This window comes from Pseudomonas rosaeacicularis, assembly GCF_057128745.1.
Genome location: NZ_JBSKHT010000022.1, coordinates 1 through 16,378 on the forward strand (window position 1 = coordinate 1; position 16,378 = coordinate 16,378).

The window sequence follows — 16,378 nt, forward strand, 5'->3', positions numbered from 1 at the left end:
TTGATATTCAAGAAGTTTTCCGTTTCGTCTGCGCCGGAAGTGGGGCGAATTATAGACAGATCCTCAGGGCCGTCAACACTTAATTCGAACTTTCTTCGAAACCCAGTGTAATGCGCCCAAACGCCTTCTTTCCAGCCTGACATACATGGGTAGCGCCCTGCTTGAACACGAATCCGCGATCAACCACGTCACCATCTATACGCACACTGCCCGACGCCAGCAGATCACGCGCAACGGCAGAGTTCTTGACCAGCCCTGCCTTATTAAGCACTGCTGCTATAGGCATATCATCAAATGCAGTCAGAGATATCTCAGGCAAATCCTCTGGCAACTCGCCATCCTTCATACGATTACCGGCAGCGCGATGGGCAGAAGCCGCAGCTTCGTCGCCATGGAAACGAGCCACGATCTCTTCAGCCAGCTTGATTTTGATATCTCGCGGATTCGCGCCTGCCTCACAATCAGCCTTGAAGCCGGCGATCTCTTCCATGGAACGGAAGCTGAGCAATTCAAAGTATCGCCACATCAAGACATCAGGGATAGAGACCAACTTGCTGTACATGATGCCCGGCGCTTCCTGAATCCCGACGTAGTTGCCCAACGACTTGGACATCTTCTTCACGCCATCCAAGCCTTCCAGCAGAGGCATGGTCAATACGCACTGTGCTTCCTGACCGTAAGCACGCTGAAGCTCACGACCCATCAGCAGATTGAATTTCTGATCCGTACCGCCCAGCTCGACGTCCGCACGCAGAGCGACGGAGTCGTACCCCTGAACCAGAGGGTAAAGGAACTCATGGATCGCGATGGACTGGTTCGACTTGTAACGCTTGTCGAAGTCATCGCGCTCAAGCATGCGCGCCACTGTGTATTGGGAAGACAGACGAATAAAGTCGGCGGGACTGAGCTGATCCATCCAGGTAGAGTTAAATGCCACCTCGGTTTTGGCGGGGTCGAGAATCTTGAACACCTGGGCCTTGTAAGTCTCGGCGTAGTCCAGCACCTGCTCACGGGTTAACGGAGGGCGCGTTGCGCTCTTGCCGCTTGGATCACCGATCATGCCGGTGAAGTCACCAATCAGAAAGATGACTTGGTGCCCCAACTCCTGAAACTGCCGCAGCTTATTAATAAGCACGGTATGACCCAGATGAAGGTCGGGGGCCGTTGGATCGAACCCAGCCTTGATGCGCAGTGGCTGACCGCGCTTGAGCTTCGTGACCAATTCGGACTCGACAAGGAGTTCATCCGCGCCACGCTTGATCAGCGCTAGCTGTTCTTCAACCGACTTCATAAAAGCCCCGCAATGCCTTAATTCAAAGGGGAGCAACCATACAAGATCAGCACCCAATTACAAGATCTGCCCACAGAACCACAGCGAATCGGAAACTGATCCATTCGCAGGGTTGCCTCGAGCAGGTTTTGGTTATATTTTATACAGTTATTTCATCTTCATCATGTCATTCATCTTTTCCATTTCATCTCTTCATCTATTTAAAGTCAAAAATAACCTATGAACGACACCCCGCCTAAAGCGCCCCCGCTTTATCCGAAGACCCACCTGCTGGCTGCGAGCGGCATCGCAGCTTTGCTGAGCCTGGCTCTTCTGGTCTTTCCTTCCAGCGATGTGGAAGCGAAGCGAACGAACATCAACCTCGACCTCGAGACACCGGTCGATCAGTTCAACTCAGAACAAGACGCTCAAGAACAGCCCCAAGCCACAGAACCGCCGCAGGCTTCACCTTTCGCTGAGATTGAAGAAAGCACGAGCGAACCAGAAGCGACTGCTACCGCCCAATCCGAGAAACCGAAAACCACCCCCGCTGTCGTGCAAAAAGCAGTCAGTCATAAAGAAGTCGTCGTTTCTAAAGGCGATACGCTTTCAACCCTCTTCAGCAAAGTAGGTTTGCCAGCCACTGCCGTTCACGAGGTCATGACCAGCGACAGGCAGGCCAAACAATTCAGCCAACTGAAGAACGGGCAGATCCTGCAGTTTGAACTGTCGCCAGATGGCAACCTCAAGCAACTGCATAGCAAGCTCAACGACATGGAAAGCATCAGCCTTTCCCGCACGGACAAGGGCTACACCTTCACCCGTGACGTCAGCAAACCGAACGTGCGCACCGCCTATGTTCACGGCGTGATCAACAGCTCGTTATCGTTGTCTGCCCAACGTGCTGGCCTGTCCCACAGCATGACCATGGACATGGCGAAAATCTTCGGTTACGACGTCGACTTTGCTCAGGATATCCGCAAGGGCGATGAGTTCGACGTTATCTATGAACAGAAAGTCGTCAACGGTAAAACCGTCAGCACCGGCAATATCCTGTCAGCGCGCTTCACCAACCGTGGCAAAACCTACTCCGCCGTCCGCTACACCAACAAACAGGGCAACACCAATTACTACACCGCTGACGGCAACAGCATGCGTAAGGCATTCATTCGCACCCCCGTGGATTTCGCGCGCATCAGCTCGATGTTTTCGATGGGCCGCAAGCACCCGATCCTGAACAAGATCCGCGCCCACAAAGGCGTCGACTATGCAGCGCCGCGTGGCACGCCAATCAAAGCAACCGGGGATGGCAAAGTCCTGCTGGCGGGCCGTCGCGGTGGCTACGGTAATACAGTGATCATTCAGCACGGCGACACCTATCGCACGCTTTACGGGCACATGCAGGGTTTCGCCAAAGGCGTACAAACCGGAAGTAGCGTCCGACAAGGTCAAGTCATCGGCTATATTGGAACAACCGGTCTGTCGACAGGCCCTCATTTACATTACGAATTCCAGGTAAACGGCGTGCACGTTGACCCTCTAGGTCAGAAGCTGCCAATGGCAGATCCTATAGCCAAATCCGAAAAACAGCGGTTCATGCAAGAGAGCCAACCTTTGATGGCCCGCATGGACCAGGAAAAGGCCACCATGCTGGCCTCGAGTAAGCGCTGACCTATGACTCTATATGTAGGTGTTATGTCTGGAAGCAGCCTTGACGGGCTGGACTTCGCTCTCGTAGAGCAGGATGACCGACCGCGTTTGCTCGGCACCTACTACATTCCCATGCCCGACGATTTACGCGCAGAGCTGCTTGGCCTGTGTGCCAGCGGTCCCGATGAACTGGCGCGGGCTGGCATCGCCGAGCAGAAGTGGGTGCATCTGGCCGCGCAAGGCGTTCTGGCCTTGTTGGATCAACAGAATGTCTCCGCAGGCGAGATTCGCGCCATCGGCAGCCACGGGCAAACGATTCGTCATGAGCCTGCACGCGGCTTTACCGTGCAGATCGGCAATCCGGCACTGTTGGCAGAATTGACGGGCATTACCGTGGTGAGTGATTTCCGCAAGCGTGATATCGCGGCGGGCGGACAAGGCGCTCCGTTGGTGCCGGCGTTTCACGAGGCCCTGTTCGACGACAACAAGGATTACCGTGCCGTCCTGAACATTGGCGGCTTCAGTAATCTCAGCCTGATTGAAATCGACAAGCCTGTCTCCGGATTCGATTCCGGCCCAGGCAACGTTTTGCTCGACGCCTGGATTCAGGCCCAACGCGGGCACAGTTACGACAAAGATGGCGCTTGGGCAGCCAGCGGACAAGTTGATGCGGCTCTGCTGAAATCATTGCTCAGCGATCAGTTCTTCCAGACCCGCGGCCCTAAAAGCACGGGCCGTGAAGTATTTAACCTGAACTGGGTTCGCCACCACCTGTTCCAGCTACCGACGCTCAAGCCAGAAGATGTTCAAGCTACGCTGCTGGAAGTGACAGCGTTAAGCATCACTGAGTCGCTCCAGTCAGCTCAGGCACAGACCAAAGAACTCCTTGTCTGTGGTGGCGGCGCCCACAATAAGGCGTTGATGGATCGCTTGGCCGCGCTCCTGCCTCAGACCAAGGTCACCAGCACCGCTGAGTTTGGTGTCGATCCCGACTGGGTCGAGGCGATGGCGTTTGCCTGGCTGGCGCATTGCGCGCTTGAAGGCGTACCGGCCAATCGCCCGAGTGTGACGGGCGCCAAAGGCTTGCGGGTGTTGGGCGCCATCTTTCCGGCCTAAAAATCGCGTACAGCAAAACGCCGCGCAATAGCGCGGCGTTTTCGTTTGCAGCTTTCGACGGTCAGATCGAGAAAGACGACCCACAACCGCAAGTAGTGGCAGCATTCGGGTTCTTGATGACAAATCGCGAACCTTCCAGCCCTTCCTGATAATCCACCTCAGCGCCAGCAAGGTACTGGAAGCTCATTGGATCGACTACCAGACTCACGCCTTCGCGTTCGACAATGGTGTCGTCGTCGGCTACGTCTTCATCGAACGTGAAACCGTATTGGAAACCAGAACAGCCGCCGCCTGTCACGAACACACGTAACTTGAGGCGATCATTGCCCTCTTCATCAACCAGAGTTTTCACCTTGTGCGCGGCACCGTGGGTGAATTCCAAAGCGGTAGGCGTGAAAGATTCGACGCTCATGCTAAATTTCTCCCGGCGTTAAGCCGTCATAATGCGTAATGACGCGCATTATCCGCTTCTCCTAGAAAATTGGTCAACTATTCCGACGGCAGCCACAAGCTTCAAGCGATAAGCTGCAAGCTAACTGCATACTCATTTGGCTTATAGCTTGCAGCTTCAAGCTAAGGCGTTCAGCCGCCGTTACGGCAACATCCCCGCGTGAGCCAGGCCCAGACGCTCATTCAGCTCAAACATGATGTTCATGTTCTGCACTGCCTGACCCGACGCGCCCTTCACCAGATTGTCGATGACCGACAAAACCACCACCAAATCACCATCCTGAGGACGGTGCACGGCAATGCGGCACACGTTCGCACCGCGCACGCTGCGGGTTTCCGGGTGACTGCCGGCTGGCATCACATCGACAAACGGCTCGTTGGCATAACGTTTTTCGAACAAGGCCTGCAGATCAACTGACTTGTCGACAACGGTGGAATACAACGTGGCGTGAATGCCACGAATCATCGGCACCAGATGGGGAACGAACGTCAACCCGACATCGCCACCCGCTGCGCGACGCAAGCCCTGACTGATTTCCGGCAAATGACGGTGACCTTTGACGGCGTAGGCCTTGAAGCTTTCACTGGCTTCGGCGAACAACGAACCGACGTTCAAGCCACGACCGGCGCCGCTCACACCGGACTTGCAGTCCGCGATCAAGCGCGCTGGGTCAGCCAGACCCGCTTCGAGCAATGGCAAGAAGCCGAGTTGCGCGGCGGTTGGATAGCAACCTGGTACGGCAATCAGACGGGCGCCGCGGATTTTTTCCCGATTAACTTCCGGCAGCCCGTAGACCGCTTCGTTCAGCAAGTCCGGTGCGCCATGGGGCTGGTTGTACCACTTGGCCCATTCGATTGGGTCCTGCAATCGGAAGTCAGCTGACAAGTCGATGACCTTGGTGCCTGCATCCAGCAACTCGCCGGCCAGTGCGTGCGCCACACCGTGCGGGGTGGCGAAAAACACCACGTCGCAGGCGCCAAGGACTTTCACGTCCGGCACGCTGAATGCCAAACCGTCGTAGTGGCCTCGCAGGTTGGGATACATGTCAGCGACAGGCAAGCCTGCCTCGGAGCGCGAAGTGATTGCGACCACTTCTGCCTCTGGGTGCTGCGCAAGAAGACGCAGCAACTCGACGCCGGTGTAACCCGTGCCGCCGACGATACCGACCTTGACCATGACCTGCCCCTTTACGATCCAACTGGAAAGCGGTCGATAATATGGGCGTAGCGCCTTCGGGACAACCGCGAACGTGACGTACGGGCGCTCAAGCCACTACTATTTGGCTTACCGTGAACCTGGATAACCAAAAAATGCTCTATCTGTGGATTAAAGCGCTGCACATTGTCTCGATGGTCTGCTGGTTTGCAGCCCTCTTCTACCTCCCCCGCCTGTTCGTATATCACTCAATGAGCGAAGACGCCGTTAGCCGTGAACGGTTTTGCACCATGGAGCGCAAGCTGTATCGGGGCATCATGGGCCCGGCAATGATTGCGACACTCATCTTCGGCATATGGCTGGTGATTCTGGCTCCGGGGTTCATGTCACAAGGCTGGCTACACGCCAAACTGACGCTGGTCGTCTTGCTGATCGGCTATCACCATGTCTGCGGCGCCCAGGTCAAACGCTTCGCTCGCGGCGAAAATGGTCGCAGCCATGTGTTCTATCGCTGGTTCAACGAAGTACCTGTTTTGATATTGCTGGCTATCGTCATCTTGGTGGTGGTCAAGCCGTTCTGATGTCGAGCGCACACCAGCGTCGTTAATCCCAGACAAGGAAGCCGAGTATGGCGGAACACTTCAAGATCGTATTCGAGGGCAGCTTGCGCAACGGGGTCGAACTCCAGACCGCGAAGCTCAATCTTGCCCAGTTATTCAAATCCGATGTTGCTGCGATCGAACGGCTTTTCAGCGGCAGGCCTGTGACCGTCAAGCGCGGCCTGACCCACGACGACGCCGAGCGATATTTGAAAGCTTTGAACGACGCGGGAGTAGACGCGCGAATCGAGCTTGAAGCTCCCGTTGCACTGAGCCTGGAGGAAATAGAAGAGCCACACGCTCCACGCCCGGCCTTGGAGTCAGTCGCAACTTCGCCCTATGCACCGCCCCGCTCCGCCGTTGCTCAGAAGTGGCCGGACGTTGGCGAGCTGAAAGTGTTCACCGTGCAAGGACGCATCGGACGTCTGCGTTACCTGGCGTGGAGCATGGTGCTGATGTTCGTAGCGCTGATCATGTTCGCGGTGTGTATGACGCTCATGAGCATGTCGCTGATCACTGGCGGACTGTTCGGGACCGTGGCCTTCGTGGTGTTTCTGGTTGTCAGCATTCAGATAGGTGCGCAACGCCTGCATGACGCCGGCTGGTCGGCCTGGTTGCTGCTCCTCAATCTGGTGCCATTCGTGGGCAGCGTCTTTCCGTTTCTAATGATGGCAGTACCAGGCAATACCGGGCCCAACCAGTATGGCGCGCCCCAACCGCCGAACAGCAAAGGAGTAAAGATTCTCGCGGCACTGTGGGTGCCTGCGATGATCATTATTGCTGTCGGTGTGCTCATGGGTGGACTTCAGACGTTCAAAGATGAAGTCGAGATAACCACCAGCGAATATGAACAGACACTGCCGTACGATGACGACACCAACACCACGCAACCCGCAGATCCTTCAAGCTCCGCTGATTCTTCCGACGACGACGATCAATAACGCCTTGGCGGCAAGGAAGTCGCCTGAATACGCGCAATACCCGTTTTGGAGAAATGCATGACCCGTTACGCCCTGATCACAGGTGCTTCCAGCGGCATTGGCCTGGCAATGGCCGAAGCACTGGCACGCCGGGGTCGCAGTCTGATTCTGGTAGCCCGCCAGCGCGATTTGCTTGAAACCATCGCACTTGAATTCAATCAGCGCTTTGGCGTCGAGGTCCTGATTCGTGCCTGTGACCTCGGCGAGCCGTTACGGCTCTCCGGCTTCCTGCTGGAACTGGAAGATGGCGAGCGCAAGATTGATCTGCTGGTCAACTGCGCCGGGATTGGCAACAGCGGGCCTTTTCTTGCCCAGGAATGGGCTCAGGAACAAGACCTGCTTGATCTCAACGTTCTGGCACTTACGCGTCTTTGTCACACCGTGGGCAATTTGATGGCGGTTCAGGGCGGTGGCCAGATCCTCAATGTGGCGTCGACCATGGCGTTTCTGCCCGGCCCCTGGATGAGCGTGTATGCAGCCAGCAAAGCTTATGTGTTGCACTTTTCCGAAGGGCTGCGCGAAGAGCTGAAAAAGACCGGCGTGAAGATTTCCGTGCTGTGCCCCGGCCCGACGCGCACAGGTTTTTTCCGCACAGCGCAGCTTGAAACTGACAAATTCACCAGCGACAAGACCATGACCGCCGAAGAGGTCGCGCTTTACACCGTGCGCGCACTCGATAAAAACCGGGCGGTAATTATTCCCGGTTGGCGCAACAAGCTGATCACCAGCGCCCCCAAATTCGGCACGCGCTGGATGAGCCGCAAAATCTGGGGCTCACTGATCAAATCCAGAATCACGCCCTGAGCCGTCGAGAAACGACTGGGCGCACTCCGATGCGCTCAGTACACTCGGCCCATCACCCAATGAGAAGGGAGCAAAACACTGTGGAGACGCTGTTCACCAAGATCATTAACCGAGAGATTCCAGCGAAGATCATCTACGAAGATGACCAAGTGCTGGCCTTTCACGACATTGCTCCGCAAGCGCCGGTTCATTTTCTGGTCATCCCGAAAAAACCCATCCGCACGCTTAACGATGTCACTGAAGAAGATAAACCCCTGCTGGGTCATATCCTCTTCACAGCACAACGCCTCGCCAAAGAGCTGGGTTGCGAAGACGGTTTTCGTGTCGCCATGAACACCAACGAGAAAGGTGGCCAGACCGTTTATCACATTCACATGCACGTGCTGGGCAAACGTCAGATGACCTGGCCGCCGGGCTGAGTCGCGATTTCAATGACTTAACAGCCGACGACGCTCTACACCCGCTTCGTCTGGCTGACACCGCTCAAGCCCTGCCCCCGCGATTGCGTTAGACTGGCCCCAAGATTTTCCGGAGGTGCCCATGGCTACCGAACGTCACTATTCCCCTATCGACCGCTTTCTGCTGCAGGCCGACGCTGCGATGAAAACGCTGCTGCCGTCCAGCGCCCACGCTCATCGTCCATCGCCAGCCATCGTCCAGCCTGATACCAAAATGAGTGATGTCGACACTAAACATGTTGCAGGCCTCATGCGGATCAACCACACCGGCGAAGTCTGTGCGCAGGCGCTTTACCAGGGCCAGGCGCTAACCGCCAAGCTCCCTCAAGTGCGCAAGGCAATGGAGCATGCGGCCGAAGAGGAGATTGATCATCTGGTCTGGTGCGAACAACGCATTCACCAGTTAAACAGCCAAACCAGCGTGCTGAATCCGCTGTTTTACGGCATGTCGTTTGGCATCGGCGCCGTGGCTGGATTGATCAGCGACAAAGTCAGCCTGGGTTTCGTGGCGGCTACCGAACATCAAGTGTGCAAACATCTGAATGAGCACTTGGTTGAGTTGCCCATTGAAGACAAGAAGTCTCGCGCGATTCTAGAACAGATGCATGCCGACGAGGCACAGCATGCAGAAAGCGCTCTGGACGCGGGTGGTTTTCGCTTCCCCGCGCCGGTCCGGTTTGGAATGAGTATTTTGGCCAAGGTCATGACCAAGAGCACGTATCGGATTTGATCCTGATACGCAAAAAAAGGCGCCTGGATAGGCGCCTTTTTTCGTCTTGCCGATTAACCCAACTCTACGATTTCGTAGTCATGGGTGATTTCGACGCCGGCATTACCCAGCATGATCGACGCTGAGCAGTACTTTTCTGCTGACAACTCGATCGCACGCTTGACCTGCGGCTCTTTCAAACCACGGCCCTTGACCACGAAATGCAGGTGAATCTTGGTGAACACCTTCGGGTCTTCGGTTGCGCGCTCAGCTTCCAGAAACGCCTCACAGCTCTCGATGGGCTGACGGGCTTTCTTTAAAATGCTCACAACATCAAAGTTACTGCAGCCGCCCAGTCCGATCAGCACCATCTCCATCGGCCGTGCGCCCAGATTTCGACCGCCGCTTTCCGGCGCCCCGTCCATCACTACCACATGACCGCTGCCGGATTCGCCGAGAAACATGGCTTCACCCGCCCATTGGATGCGTGCCTTCATCGCCACCACTCCACTGTTTGAAAAATGGCGGCCAGCTTAGCACAGGGCCTTGCTGACACTGGATGCGACTGAAATGTCGGTTAGCGACAAAAATGTAGGAAATATCCGAAAAAAACTTCAAATGCCGCCCTAGAGCTGTGGTAAATCAGAAATACTGCCGATACCACTAAGAATGCCTCAGGGCGCAGTTTTTTACGGGATGCAGCCATGGTTGCCGTGAGCCTCACAGCTAAACCGAAAATAACCGATAAGCTTCTCCCCTACTCGCAAAAACGCCGATGCCCAGCAAAAAGCACCATCATTGCTGCCGGTGAACACTCCGAATCGCTTTACCTGATCATAAAAGGCTCGGTGACGATTCTGATCGAGGACAACGAAGGCCGCGAGATGATCGTTGCCTACCTCAATACCGGAGATTTCTTCGGGGAATTAGGACTGTTCCAGGCACCTAGCACCGATCCCCAGCGCAGCGCGTGGGTTCGAGCCAAGACCGAGTGCGAAATTGCCGAGATCAGCTACACCAAATTCCGCGAACTAAGCCTGCACGATCCGGAACTGATGTACGCCATCGGCGGGCAAATGGCCGAGCGCTTGCGCAATACCACACGCAAAGTCGGTGATCTGGCATTCCTCGATGTAACGGGGCGAGTCGCTCGCAGCTTGCTGGAGCTGTGCAAACAACCCGACGCGATGACCCACCCGGACGGCATGCAGATCAAGATCACCCGTCAGGAAATCGGGCGCATCGTGGGTTGTTCTCGGGAGATGGTAGGACGGGTTCTGAAATCGCTGCAGGAACAGAACCTGGTACACGTCAGGGGAAAGACGATGGTGGTATTCGGGACGCGTTGAACAACAGCGTTAAGTACTCGCTTACAGCGCACAAAGCAGACGACCGTAACTCTCGCTCAACCGAGTCAGAAACTCTGGCGCGTCAAACAGCTCATGCAAGGCGATATGGCTTTGCGCACGGCAACGCTGTTCCAAGTCGCACATTTCATTGAAGCGGTTGACGGCGTTGACCATCTCCAGACGCTCGTCATCCAGCAGCATTGCGCCATGAGCCAGGACCACAGGGCGTTTGCCGCCCTGGCTCTGGCGCCAGCGTTGCGCGGTGCCGACCATTTTGCGGCCATCAAGATTGACGTTGAAACGACCGTCGCAAAAAGCGCCTTCGACTTCTCCCAGTGAAGCGTTGCCCCCAAGCGCCGTCAGGGCATCAAGGATCGGCTGACACAAACGCAGGTAGGCTTTTTCGATCCGATCTTTGTCCAGATCAGACGAGGGCTGCACATAGACGAGCGCGATATTCACTGTGGAGGGCGATTGCGGCACCGGTTCGCCACCGCTTTCGCGCAGCAGCACCGGCCAACCAAGCTCGGACAACGTCTCACCGGCTTCGACAAAACCGTCGAGACGGCTCAGACGACGCGGCATCACCAAGGACCGGTCATTGGGACGCCAGAACAGCAGGCCGTAGTCGGCATCGCCCGCGCAGACCGAAGCCAGTAAGTCCTGCTCGGCTTTGAGGCCTGCTTCTGTGCAAATGTCGATGATCTGAGCGGACATGGTGATTCCCTTATGGGAGCACGTCTGTAGGAGCCAGCTTGTTAGCGAAGCGATTATAGATACGTACCCGCTAAACGCTTCGCGAACAAGTTCGCTCCTACAGAAGATCGCGGCTATTCAATCCAGTGGTTGGGATTTAACCGGTACGCCTTTCTCGGGGAAGAACAATCGCTGTAATTCCACGCCCGGATGCTCGGCACGCATGAACGTCTCGCCGACCAGAAACGCGTAGACATCGCTGATTTCCATCAATTCGACATCCGCACGATTCAAAATGCCACTCTCGGTGACCACCAAGCGATCACGGGGAATACGCGGCAGCAGGTCAAGCGTGTTTTCCAGGCTGACTTCGAAGGTGTGCAAATTACGGTTATTGACGCCGATCAGTGGCGTGTCCAAGGTTTTGAGCGCGCGTTCGAGCTCATCGCCATCGTGGACTTCAACCAATACATCCAAACCGACTTCTTTAGCCACCGAAGCCAGTTCGGCCATTTTCACGTCATCCAGAGCGGAAACGATCAGCAGGATGCAGTCGGCGCCCAGCGCGCGGGACTCGATGATCTGATAAGGATCGATCATGAAGTCCTTGCGGATCACCGGCAGCGAACACGCCGAGCGAGCTTCCTTCAAGTAAGCGTCAGCGCCCTGAAAGAAATCGATGTCCGTCAGCACGGATAAACAGGTCGCCCCGCCCGCTTCGTAGCTCTTGGCAATTTCAGCAGGCTGAAAATGCTCGCGAATCACGCCTTTGCTCGGTGATGCCTTTTTGATCTCGGCGATGACTGCTGGCTGCCTGCGCTTGGCCTGCTCGATCAACGCATTGGCAAACCCGCGCGGCGCATCGGCCATTGAGATCAGGCTTTGCAGATCAGCCACGCTGACCCGGGCCCGGCGCTCGGCGATTTCTTCTGCCTTGCGAGCCAGGATCTTTTCCAGAACCGTTGGGACACTCATCCTTCATTCTCCTGCTTGAATACCGCGGTAAAGGCACCCAATTCTTCCAGTTTTTCCCGAGCCAGGCCTGTGTGCAAAGCATCGTGCGCCAACGCCACGCCTTCTTTGAGCGTATACGCATGATCGGCCGCGTAAAGCGCAGCGCCCGCATTGAGCACGATCATCTCGGCGGCTTTCTGGCCGTTTTCGGTTTTGCGACGACCCAAGGCGTCACGAATCAATTCCAAGGACTGCGCCGGGCTGTCGACCACCAGACCAAACAAGCTCTGGCTCTTGATGCCCAAGTCCTCGGGTTGCACCCAATATTCGGTCACTTCGCCATTTTTCAGTTCGGCAACGAAGGTCGGTGCGGCCAGACTGAACTCGTCCAGACCATCCTGAGAATGCACGACCAATACGTGTTTGCTGCCCATGCGCAACAGGACTTCGGCCAACGGACGGCAAAGTGCCTGGCTGAACACGCCGACCACCTGATGTTTGACGCCTGCGGGATTGGTCAGCGGGCCGAGCATGTTGAACAGCGTGCGCAGGCCCAGCTCTTTGCGAGGGCCGGCCGCGTGTTTCATGGCACCGTGATGGGACTGCGCGAACATGAATCCGATGCCAACGCTGTCGATGCAGCGCGCCACTTGTACAGGGGTCAGGTTCAAATACACGCCCGCAGCTTCCAGCAAGTCAGCGCTGCCGCTTTTACCCGAAACTGCCCGGTTGCCGTGCTTGGCAACAGTGCAACCGGCGGCTGCAATGACGAATGCAGAGGCCGTCGAAACGTTGAAAATATTCGCGCCGTCGCCGCCGGTGCCGACGATGTCGACCACGCCGTCGAGGGTTTTCAGTTCAACCTTGTCAGCCAGCTCACGCATGACCGACACCGCACCGACGATTTCGTCGATGCTTTCGCTCTTCATTCGCATGCCCATCAGGAACGCGCCGATCTGCGCCTGGGTACATTGGCCGGTCATGATTTCGCGCATGACGTCGCTCATTTCTTCCGTGCTCAGATCCAGTTGATTTACAACCCGGCCCAGCGCGGTTTTGATATCGATAGCCATCTGCGTGTCCTTAACCCTGACGGGTGCCGCCGGTTTGCTTGAGGAAGTTGGCGAACAGCTCATGGCCCTGCTCGGAAAGAATCGACTCGGGGTGAAACTGCACACCCTCGACGTTCAGCGTCTTGTGACGCAAGCCCATGATCTCATCGACCGAGCCGTCTTCAAGCTGAGTCCAGGCGGTCATTTCCAGGCAGTCAGGAAGTGTTTCGCGCTTGACCACAAGCGAGTGATATCGCGTGACGGTCAATGGATGTTTCAGGCCTTCGAATACGCCTTGGTCTTCGTGGATCAGGTCACTGGTCTTGCCGTGCATTACCTGACGAGCCCGGACTACATCACCGCCGAAAGCCTGGCCGATGGACTGATGGCCGAGGCAGACGCCGAGCACCGGGAGTTTGCCGGCAAAATGCTTGATGACATCGAGCGAAACGCCAGCTTCGTTCGGGGTGCAAGGGCCGGGGGATACGACTATGCGCTCAGGGTTCAGCGCTTCGATTTCGGCGAGGGTCAATTCGTCATTGCGGATCACTTTTACGTCGGCGCCCAGTTCGCCCAGGTACTGCACGACGTTATAGGTAAAAGAGTCGTAGTTATCGATCATCAGCAGCATGTGTGCTCAACCTTTTGAATGTCTGACTTCAAACGTTGCCTTCCGCGTTTTGTGCTCGCAGATGTGCCCGCCATTGTGGTCGCCAGAGTTTAGGGCGAGGCGGTCAAACCGGAGATTTCAGAAGGCAAATCAATACAGGTCCGGCATGGCCGGCAGGGAAATAGTCAGGCGCGCCAACGCCAACGGGCGTGAGCCTTGATAACGCGCATCAAGAGTTTGCTGACAATAGACACAGGAGAGGTCTCATTCGTACGTTGCGGCACAGTAGCGTACCGACGCATACCGTGCAATATCGCAGTGCCCGGACGGCGGGCAACACAGGGCATTTGACTGAATTTCATCTCATATGCGTTGCAGTTCGGCGTCTTTTATACCGCTCACAAGCATGTTCGAAAGGACGGGGCGACTGGCGCCCCCGGAGGTGGCTGCTACCTTGTCGTACGGACTCATAAAAAAAAGAAAGGACTGCCCGATGCTCAAGCCCAACCTGTCATTGCCGTTCGCGGCCTGTTTGCTCACGCTTGCCTGTTCCTCCGCAGTGGCAGCCTCCTCCCCTTACTCAACCATGGTCGTATTCGGCGACAGCCTCGCCGACGCCGGGCAATTCCCTGATGCGGGCGGTCCGCAAGGCGCGACGCTTCGCTTCAGCAATCGGACCGGTCCTACGTATCAAAATGGAAGCGGTGAAATCTACGGCCTGAATTCATCCACATTGCTGGGCGGCATGCTCGGCGTTGCGCCTGGTGATCTGGCTGCCTCCACATCACCCGTTCGGCAGGCGCTCGGTTTGGCCGATGGCAACAATTGGGCAGTCGGTGGCGACAGGACTGATCAGATCCTTGAGGCCATAACTACTCAATCCCAGATTGCCAACACCGACATCACGACTGGCGTCGAAACTGTGTTCCGGGAAAAACCGGGTTATCTGGTTGCCAATAACCTGAAAGCCGACCCGAACGCCCTGTATTACCTGACTGGCGGGGGTAACGATTTTCTCCAGGGCCGGGTGCTCAGCCCAAGCCAGGCAGTGGCCGCCGCAAACAATCTGGCCAATGGCGCCCAGGTTCTGCAGCAAGCTGGAGCCCGTTACATCATGGTCTGGATGCTGCCCGACATCGGCCAGACGCCAGCTGTGTTCGGCACGCCGCTGCAGGTGCCGTCCACTTTGCTCAGCGGCGTGTTCAATCAGCAGCTTATTGCGCGACTTAGCCGGATCGACGCCGAGATCATCCCGCTTAACGTACCTGGCCTGATTCGCGATGTACTGGCTGAACCTGCGCGCTACGGTCTGGCAGCCGATCAAAACCTGGTGAGTACCTGTTTCAGCGGCAATAGTTGTAGGCAGAACCAAGCCTTCGGTATCGACAGCGCGACACCCGATCCTACAAAACTACTGTTCAACGACGGCGTTCACCCGACTGTCGCCGGCCAGCGACTGATCGCTGACTACGGTTATTCGATTCTGTCGGCGCCGTGGGAAATCACCCTGCTCCCGGAAATGGCCACCGGCACGTTGCGCGCTCAACAGGATGAGTTGCGCAGCCAGTGGCTGGCGGATTGGGGCAATTGGCAGAACGTTGGAGAGTGGCGCGCCATCGTCGCCGGCGGCGGTCAGAAACTGGATTTCGATACTCAGAGCAATTCCGCCAAAGCCGACGGTCATGGCTACAACGTCACAGTGGGTAGCAGCTATCGTTTCGCCGAAGACTGGCGCGCGGGCCTGGTGGCAGGAGCCTATCGGCAAGCATTGGAAGCCGGCCCCAAGGATTCGGACTACAAACTCAACAGCTACATCGCCACTGCCTTTGTCCAGTTTCAAGCCAATCATTGGTGGGCAGACCTGGCAGCGTCGGGCGGCAAACAGGACTACGACAATCTGAAGCGCAAGTTCGCGCTGGGCGTCAGCGAGGGCGCCGAGAAAGGTGATACCGATGGCAATCTCTGGGCGCTGAGTGGGCGGCTCGGATTTGATATCGCACAACTCAGTAGCCGCTGGCATTTGTCGCCGTTCATCAGCGCCGATTACGCCCACGTCGATGTGGACGGCTATTCGGAGAGAAGCACGCGTTCGACGGCGTTGTCATTCGATGATCAGACACGTCGCTCAAAACGACTGGGTGCGGGCCTGCAGGGCAAGTTCGACGTTACGCCGAGCACTCAGGTGTTCGGCGAGTTTGCCCATGAGCGTGAGTTCGATAACGATCAGCAGGACGTGACGATTGCGCTGAACAGCGTGCCTGGGATTGATTTCAATCTGGAAGGATATGAACCGCAGCGCAGTTTGAATCGCGCAAGCCTTGGAGTGAGTCAGCGGTTGATGCAGGATTTAACCCTGCGTGCGGGATACAACTGGCGCAAGAATGATGATGTGACACAGCAGGGGGTCAATCTGGCGGTGAGTCTGGATTTTTGAAATCTACGAATACTGTGGGAGGGAGCTTGCTCGCGAAGAGGCCTTACGTTCGCTAGAAATTTAGCGACTGTTAGTCAGTCATCGCGAGCAA

The 16,378-nt window shown here is 56.4% G+C and carries 17 protein-coding genes; 9 read left to right on the top strand and 8 right to left on the bottom strand.

Annotated elements, in window-relative coordinates; translation table 11 throughout:
• Positions 1–79 precede the first annotated feature (79 nt).
• A complete protein-coding gene (gene tyrS, locus ACWKWM_RS24985; protein WP_483848764.1) occupies positions 80–1,291 on the bottom strand; it encodes a tyrosine--tRNA ligase in 1,212 nt (403 codons plus the stop codon).
• Between the two features lie 219 nt (positions 1,292–1,510).
• Between tyrS and ACWKWM_RS24990 the strand changes: the two genes are divergently transcribed.
• Positions 1,511–2,941, top strand: a complete 1,431-nt coding sequence (locus tag ACWKWM_RS24990) for a peptidoglycan DD-metalloendopeptidase family protein (RefSeq protein WP_483848684.1) — start codon at positions 1,511–1,513, stop codon at positions 2,939–2,941.
• 3 nt (positions 2,942–2,944) lie between these two features.
• The gene (locus tag ACWKWM_RS24995) at positions 2,945–4,036 is read left to right on the top strand and encodes an anhydro-N-acetylmuramic acid kinase (RefSeq protein ID WP_483848685.1); all 1,092 of its coding nucleotides are present in this window, start codon (positions 2,945–2,947) and stop codon (positions 4,034–4,036) included.
• A 61-nt stretch (positions 4,037–4,097) separates the two neighbouring features.
• On the opposite strand, the gene erpA is transcribed toward ACWKWM_RS24995, so the two are convergent.
• Both erpA and argC read right to left on the bottom strand, forming a co-directional pair.
• Positions 4,098–4,448: an iron-sulfur cluster insertion protein ErpA gene (erpA, locus tag ACWKWM_RS25000; protein WP_268798254.1), complete on the bottom strand. Its 351-nt coding sequence runs from the start codon at positions 4,446–4,448 to the stop codon at positions 4,098–4,100.
• Between the two features lie 180 nt (positions 4,449–4,628).
• Complete coding sequence (gene argC / locus ACWKWM_RS25005) at positions 4,629–5,663, bottom strand: N-acetyl-gamma-glutamyl-phosphate reductase (protein ID WP_483848686.1); 1,035 nt, start codon at positions 5,661–5,663, stop codon at positions 4,629–4,631.
• 134 nt (positions 5,664–5,797) lie between these two features.
• Between argC and hemJ the strand changes: the two genes are divergently transcribed.
• From hemJ to coq7, 5 genes are all read left to right on the top strand, one after another.
• Positions 5,798–6,223 (top strand): protoporphyrinogen oxidase HemJ, encoded by a 426-nt coding sequence (gene hemJ / locus ACWKWM_RS25010; RefSeq protein WP_483848687.1) that lies wholly within the window; start codon positions 5,798–5,800, stop codon positions 6,221–6,223.
• A gap of 47 nt (positions 6,224–6,270) precedes the next feature.
• Complete coding sequence (locus ACWKWM_RS25015; RefSeq protein ID WP_483848688.1) at positions 6,271–7,182, top strand: DUF805 domain-containing protein; 912 nt, start codon at positions 6,271–6,273, stop codon at positions 7,180–7,182.
• A 57-nt stretch (positions 7,183–7,239) separates the two neighbouring features.
• Positions 7,240–8,025, top strand: a complete 786-nt coding sequence (locus ACWKWM_RS25020; protein WP_483848689.1) for an SDR family NAD(P)-dependent oxidoreductase — start codon at positions 7,240–7,242, stop codon at positions 8,023–8,025.
• An 80-nt stretch (positions 8,026–8,105) separates the two neighbouring features.
• Positions 8,106–8,444 (top strand): histidine triad nucleotide-binding protein, encoded by a 339-nt coding sequence (locus tag ACWKWM_RS25025; RefSeq protein WP_483838945.1) that lies wholly within the window; start codon positions 8,106–8,108, stop codon positions 8,442–8,444.
• 121 nt (positions 8,445–8,565) lie between these two features.
• Positions 8,566–9,213 carry a 2-polyprenyl-3-methyl-6-methoxy-1,4-benzoquinone monooxygenase gene (coq7, locus tag ACWKWM_RS25030; protein ID WP_483848690.1) on the top strand — a complete coding sequence of 216 codons (648 nt, stop codon included), beginning with the start codon at positions 8,566–8,568 and terminating at the stop codon, positions 9,211–9,213.
• A 53-nt stretch (positions 9,214–9,266) separates the two neighbouring features.
• Here coq7 and ACWKWM_RS25035 read toward each other — a convergent pair whose 3' ends face one another.
• The gene (locus tag ACWKWM_RS25035) at positions 9,267–9,689 is read right to left on the bottom strand and encodes an OsmC family protein (protein WP_483838947.1); all 423 of its coding nucleotides are present in this window, start codon (positions 9,687–9,689) and stop codon (positions 9,267–9,269) included.
• A gap of 207 nt (positions 9,690–9,896) precedes the next feature.
• Here ACWKWM_RS25035 and crp point away from each other — a divergent pair, with 207 nt between their 5' ends.
• Positions 9,897–10,541 carry a cAMP-activated global transcriptional regulator CRP gene (crp, locus tag ACWKWM_RS25040; protein WP_483848691.1) on the top strand — a complete coding sequence of 215 codons (645 nt, stop codon included), beginning with the start codon at positions 9,897–9,899 and terminating at the stop codon, positions 10,539–10,541.
• A 21-nt stretch (positions 10,542–10,562) separates the two neighbouring features.
• On the opposite strand, the gene ACWKWM_RS25045 is transcribed toward crp, so the two are convergent.
• The 4 genes from ACWKWM_RS25045 to ACWKWM_RS25060 all read right to left on the bottom strand — a co-directional run bounded on the left by ACWKWM_RS25045 (position 10,563) and on the right by ACWKWM_RS25060 (position 13,874).
• A complete protein-coding gene (locus tag ACWKWM_RS25045) occupies positions 10,563–11,258 on the bottom strand; it encodes a lipoate--protein ligase family protein (protein WP_483848692.1) in 696 nt (231 codons plus the stop codon).
• A 117-nt stretch (positions 11,259–11,375) separates the two neighbouring features.
• Complete coding sequence (trpC, locus tag ACWKWM_RS25050) at positions 11,376–12,212, bottom strand: indole-3-glycerol phosphate synthase TrpC (RefSeq protein WP_483848693.1); 837 nt, start codon at positions 12,210–12,212, stop codon at positions 11,376–11,378.
• Complete coding sequence (trpD, locus tag ACWKWM_RS25055; RefSeq protein ID WP_483848765.1) at positions 12,209–13,258, bottom strand: anthranilate phosphoribosyltransferase; 1,050 nt, start codon at positions 13,256–13,258, stop codon at positions 12,209–12,211. The genes trpC and trpD overlap by 4 nt, the downstream gene beginning before the upstream one ends.
• Positions 13,259–13,274: 16 nt before the next feature.
• Positions 13,275–13,874 carry an aminodeoxychorismate/anthranilate synthase component II gene (locus ACWKWM_RS25060; protein ID WP_483848694.1) on the bottom strand — a complete coding sequence of 200 codons (600 nt, stop codon included), beginning with the start codon at positions 13,872–13,874 and terminating at the stop codon, positions 13,275–13,277.
• A 472-nt stretch (positions 13,875–14,346) separates the two neighbouring features.
• Here ACWKWM_RS25060 and estP point away from each other — a divergent pair, with 472 nt between their 5' ends.
• Positions 14,347–16,287, top strand: coding sequence for an esterase EstP (estP, locus tag ACWKWM_RS25065; RefSeq protein WP_483848695.1), 1,941 nt, complete (start codon positions 14,347–14,349; stop codon positions 16,285–16,287).
• Positions 16,288–16,378 lie beyond the last annotated feature (91 nt).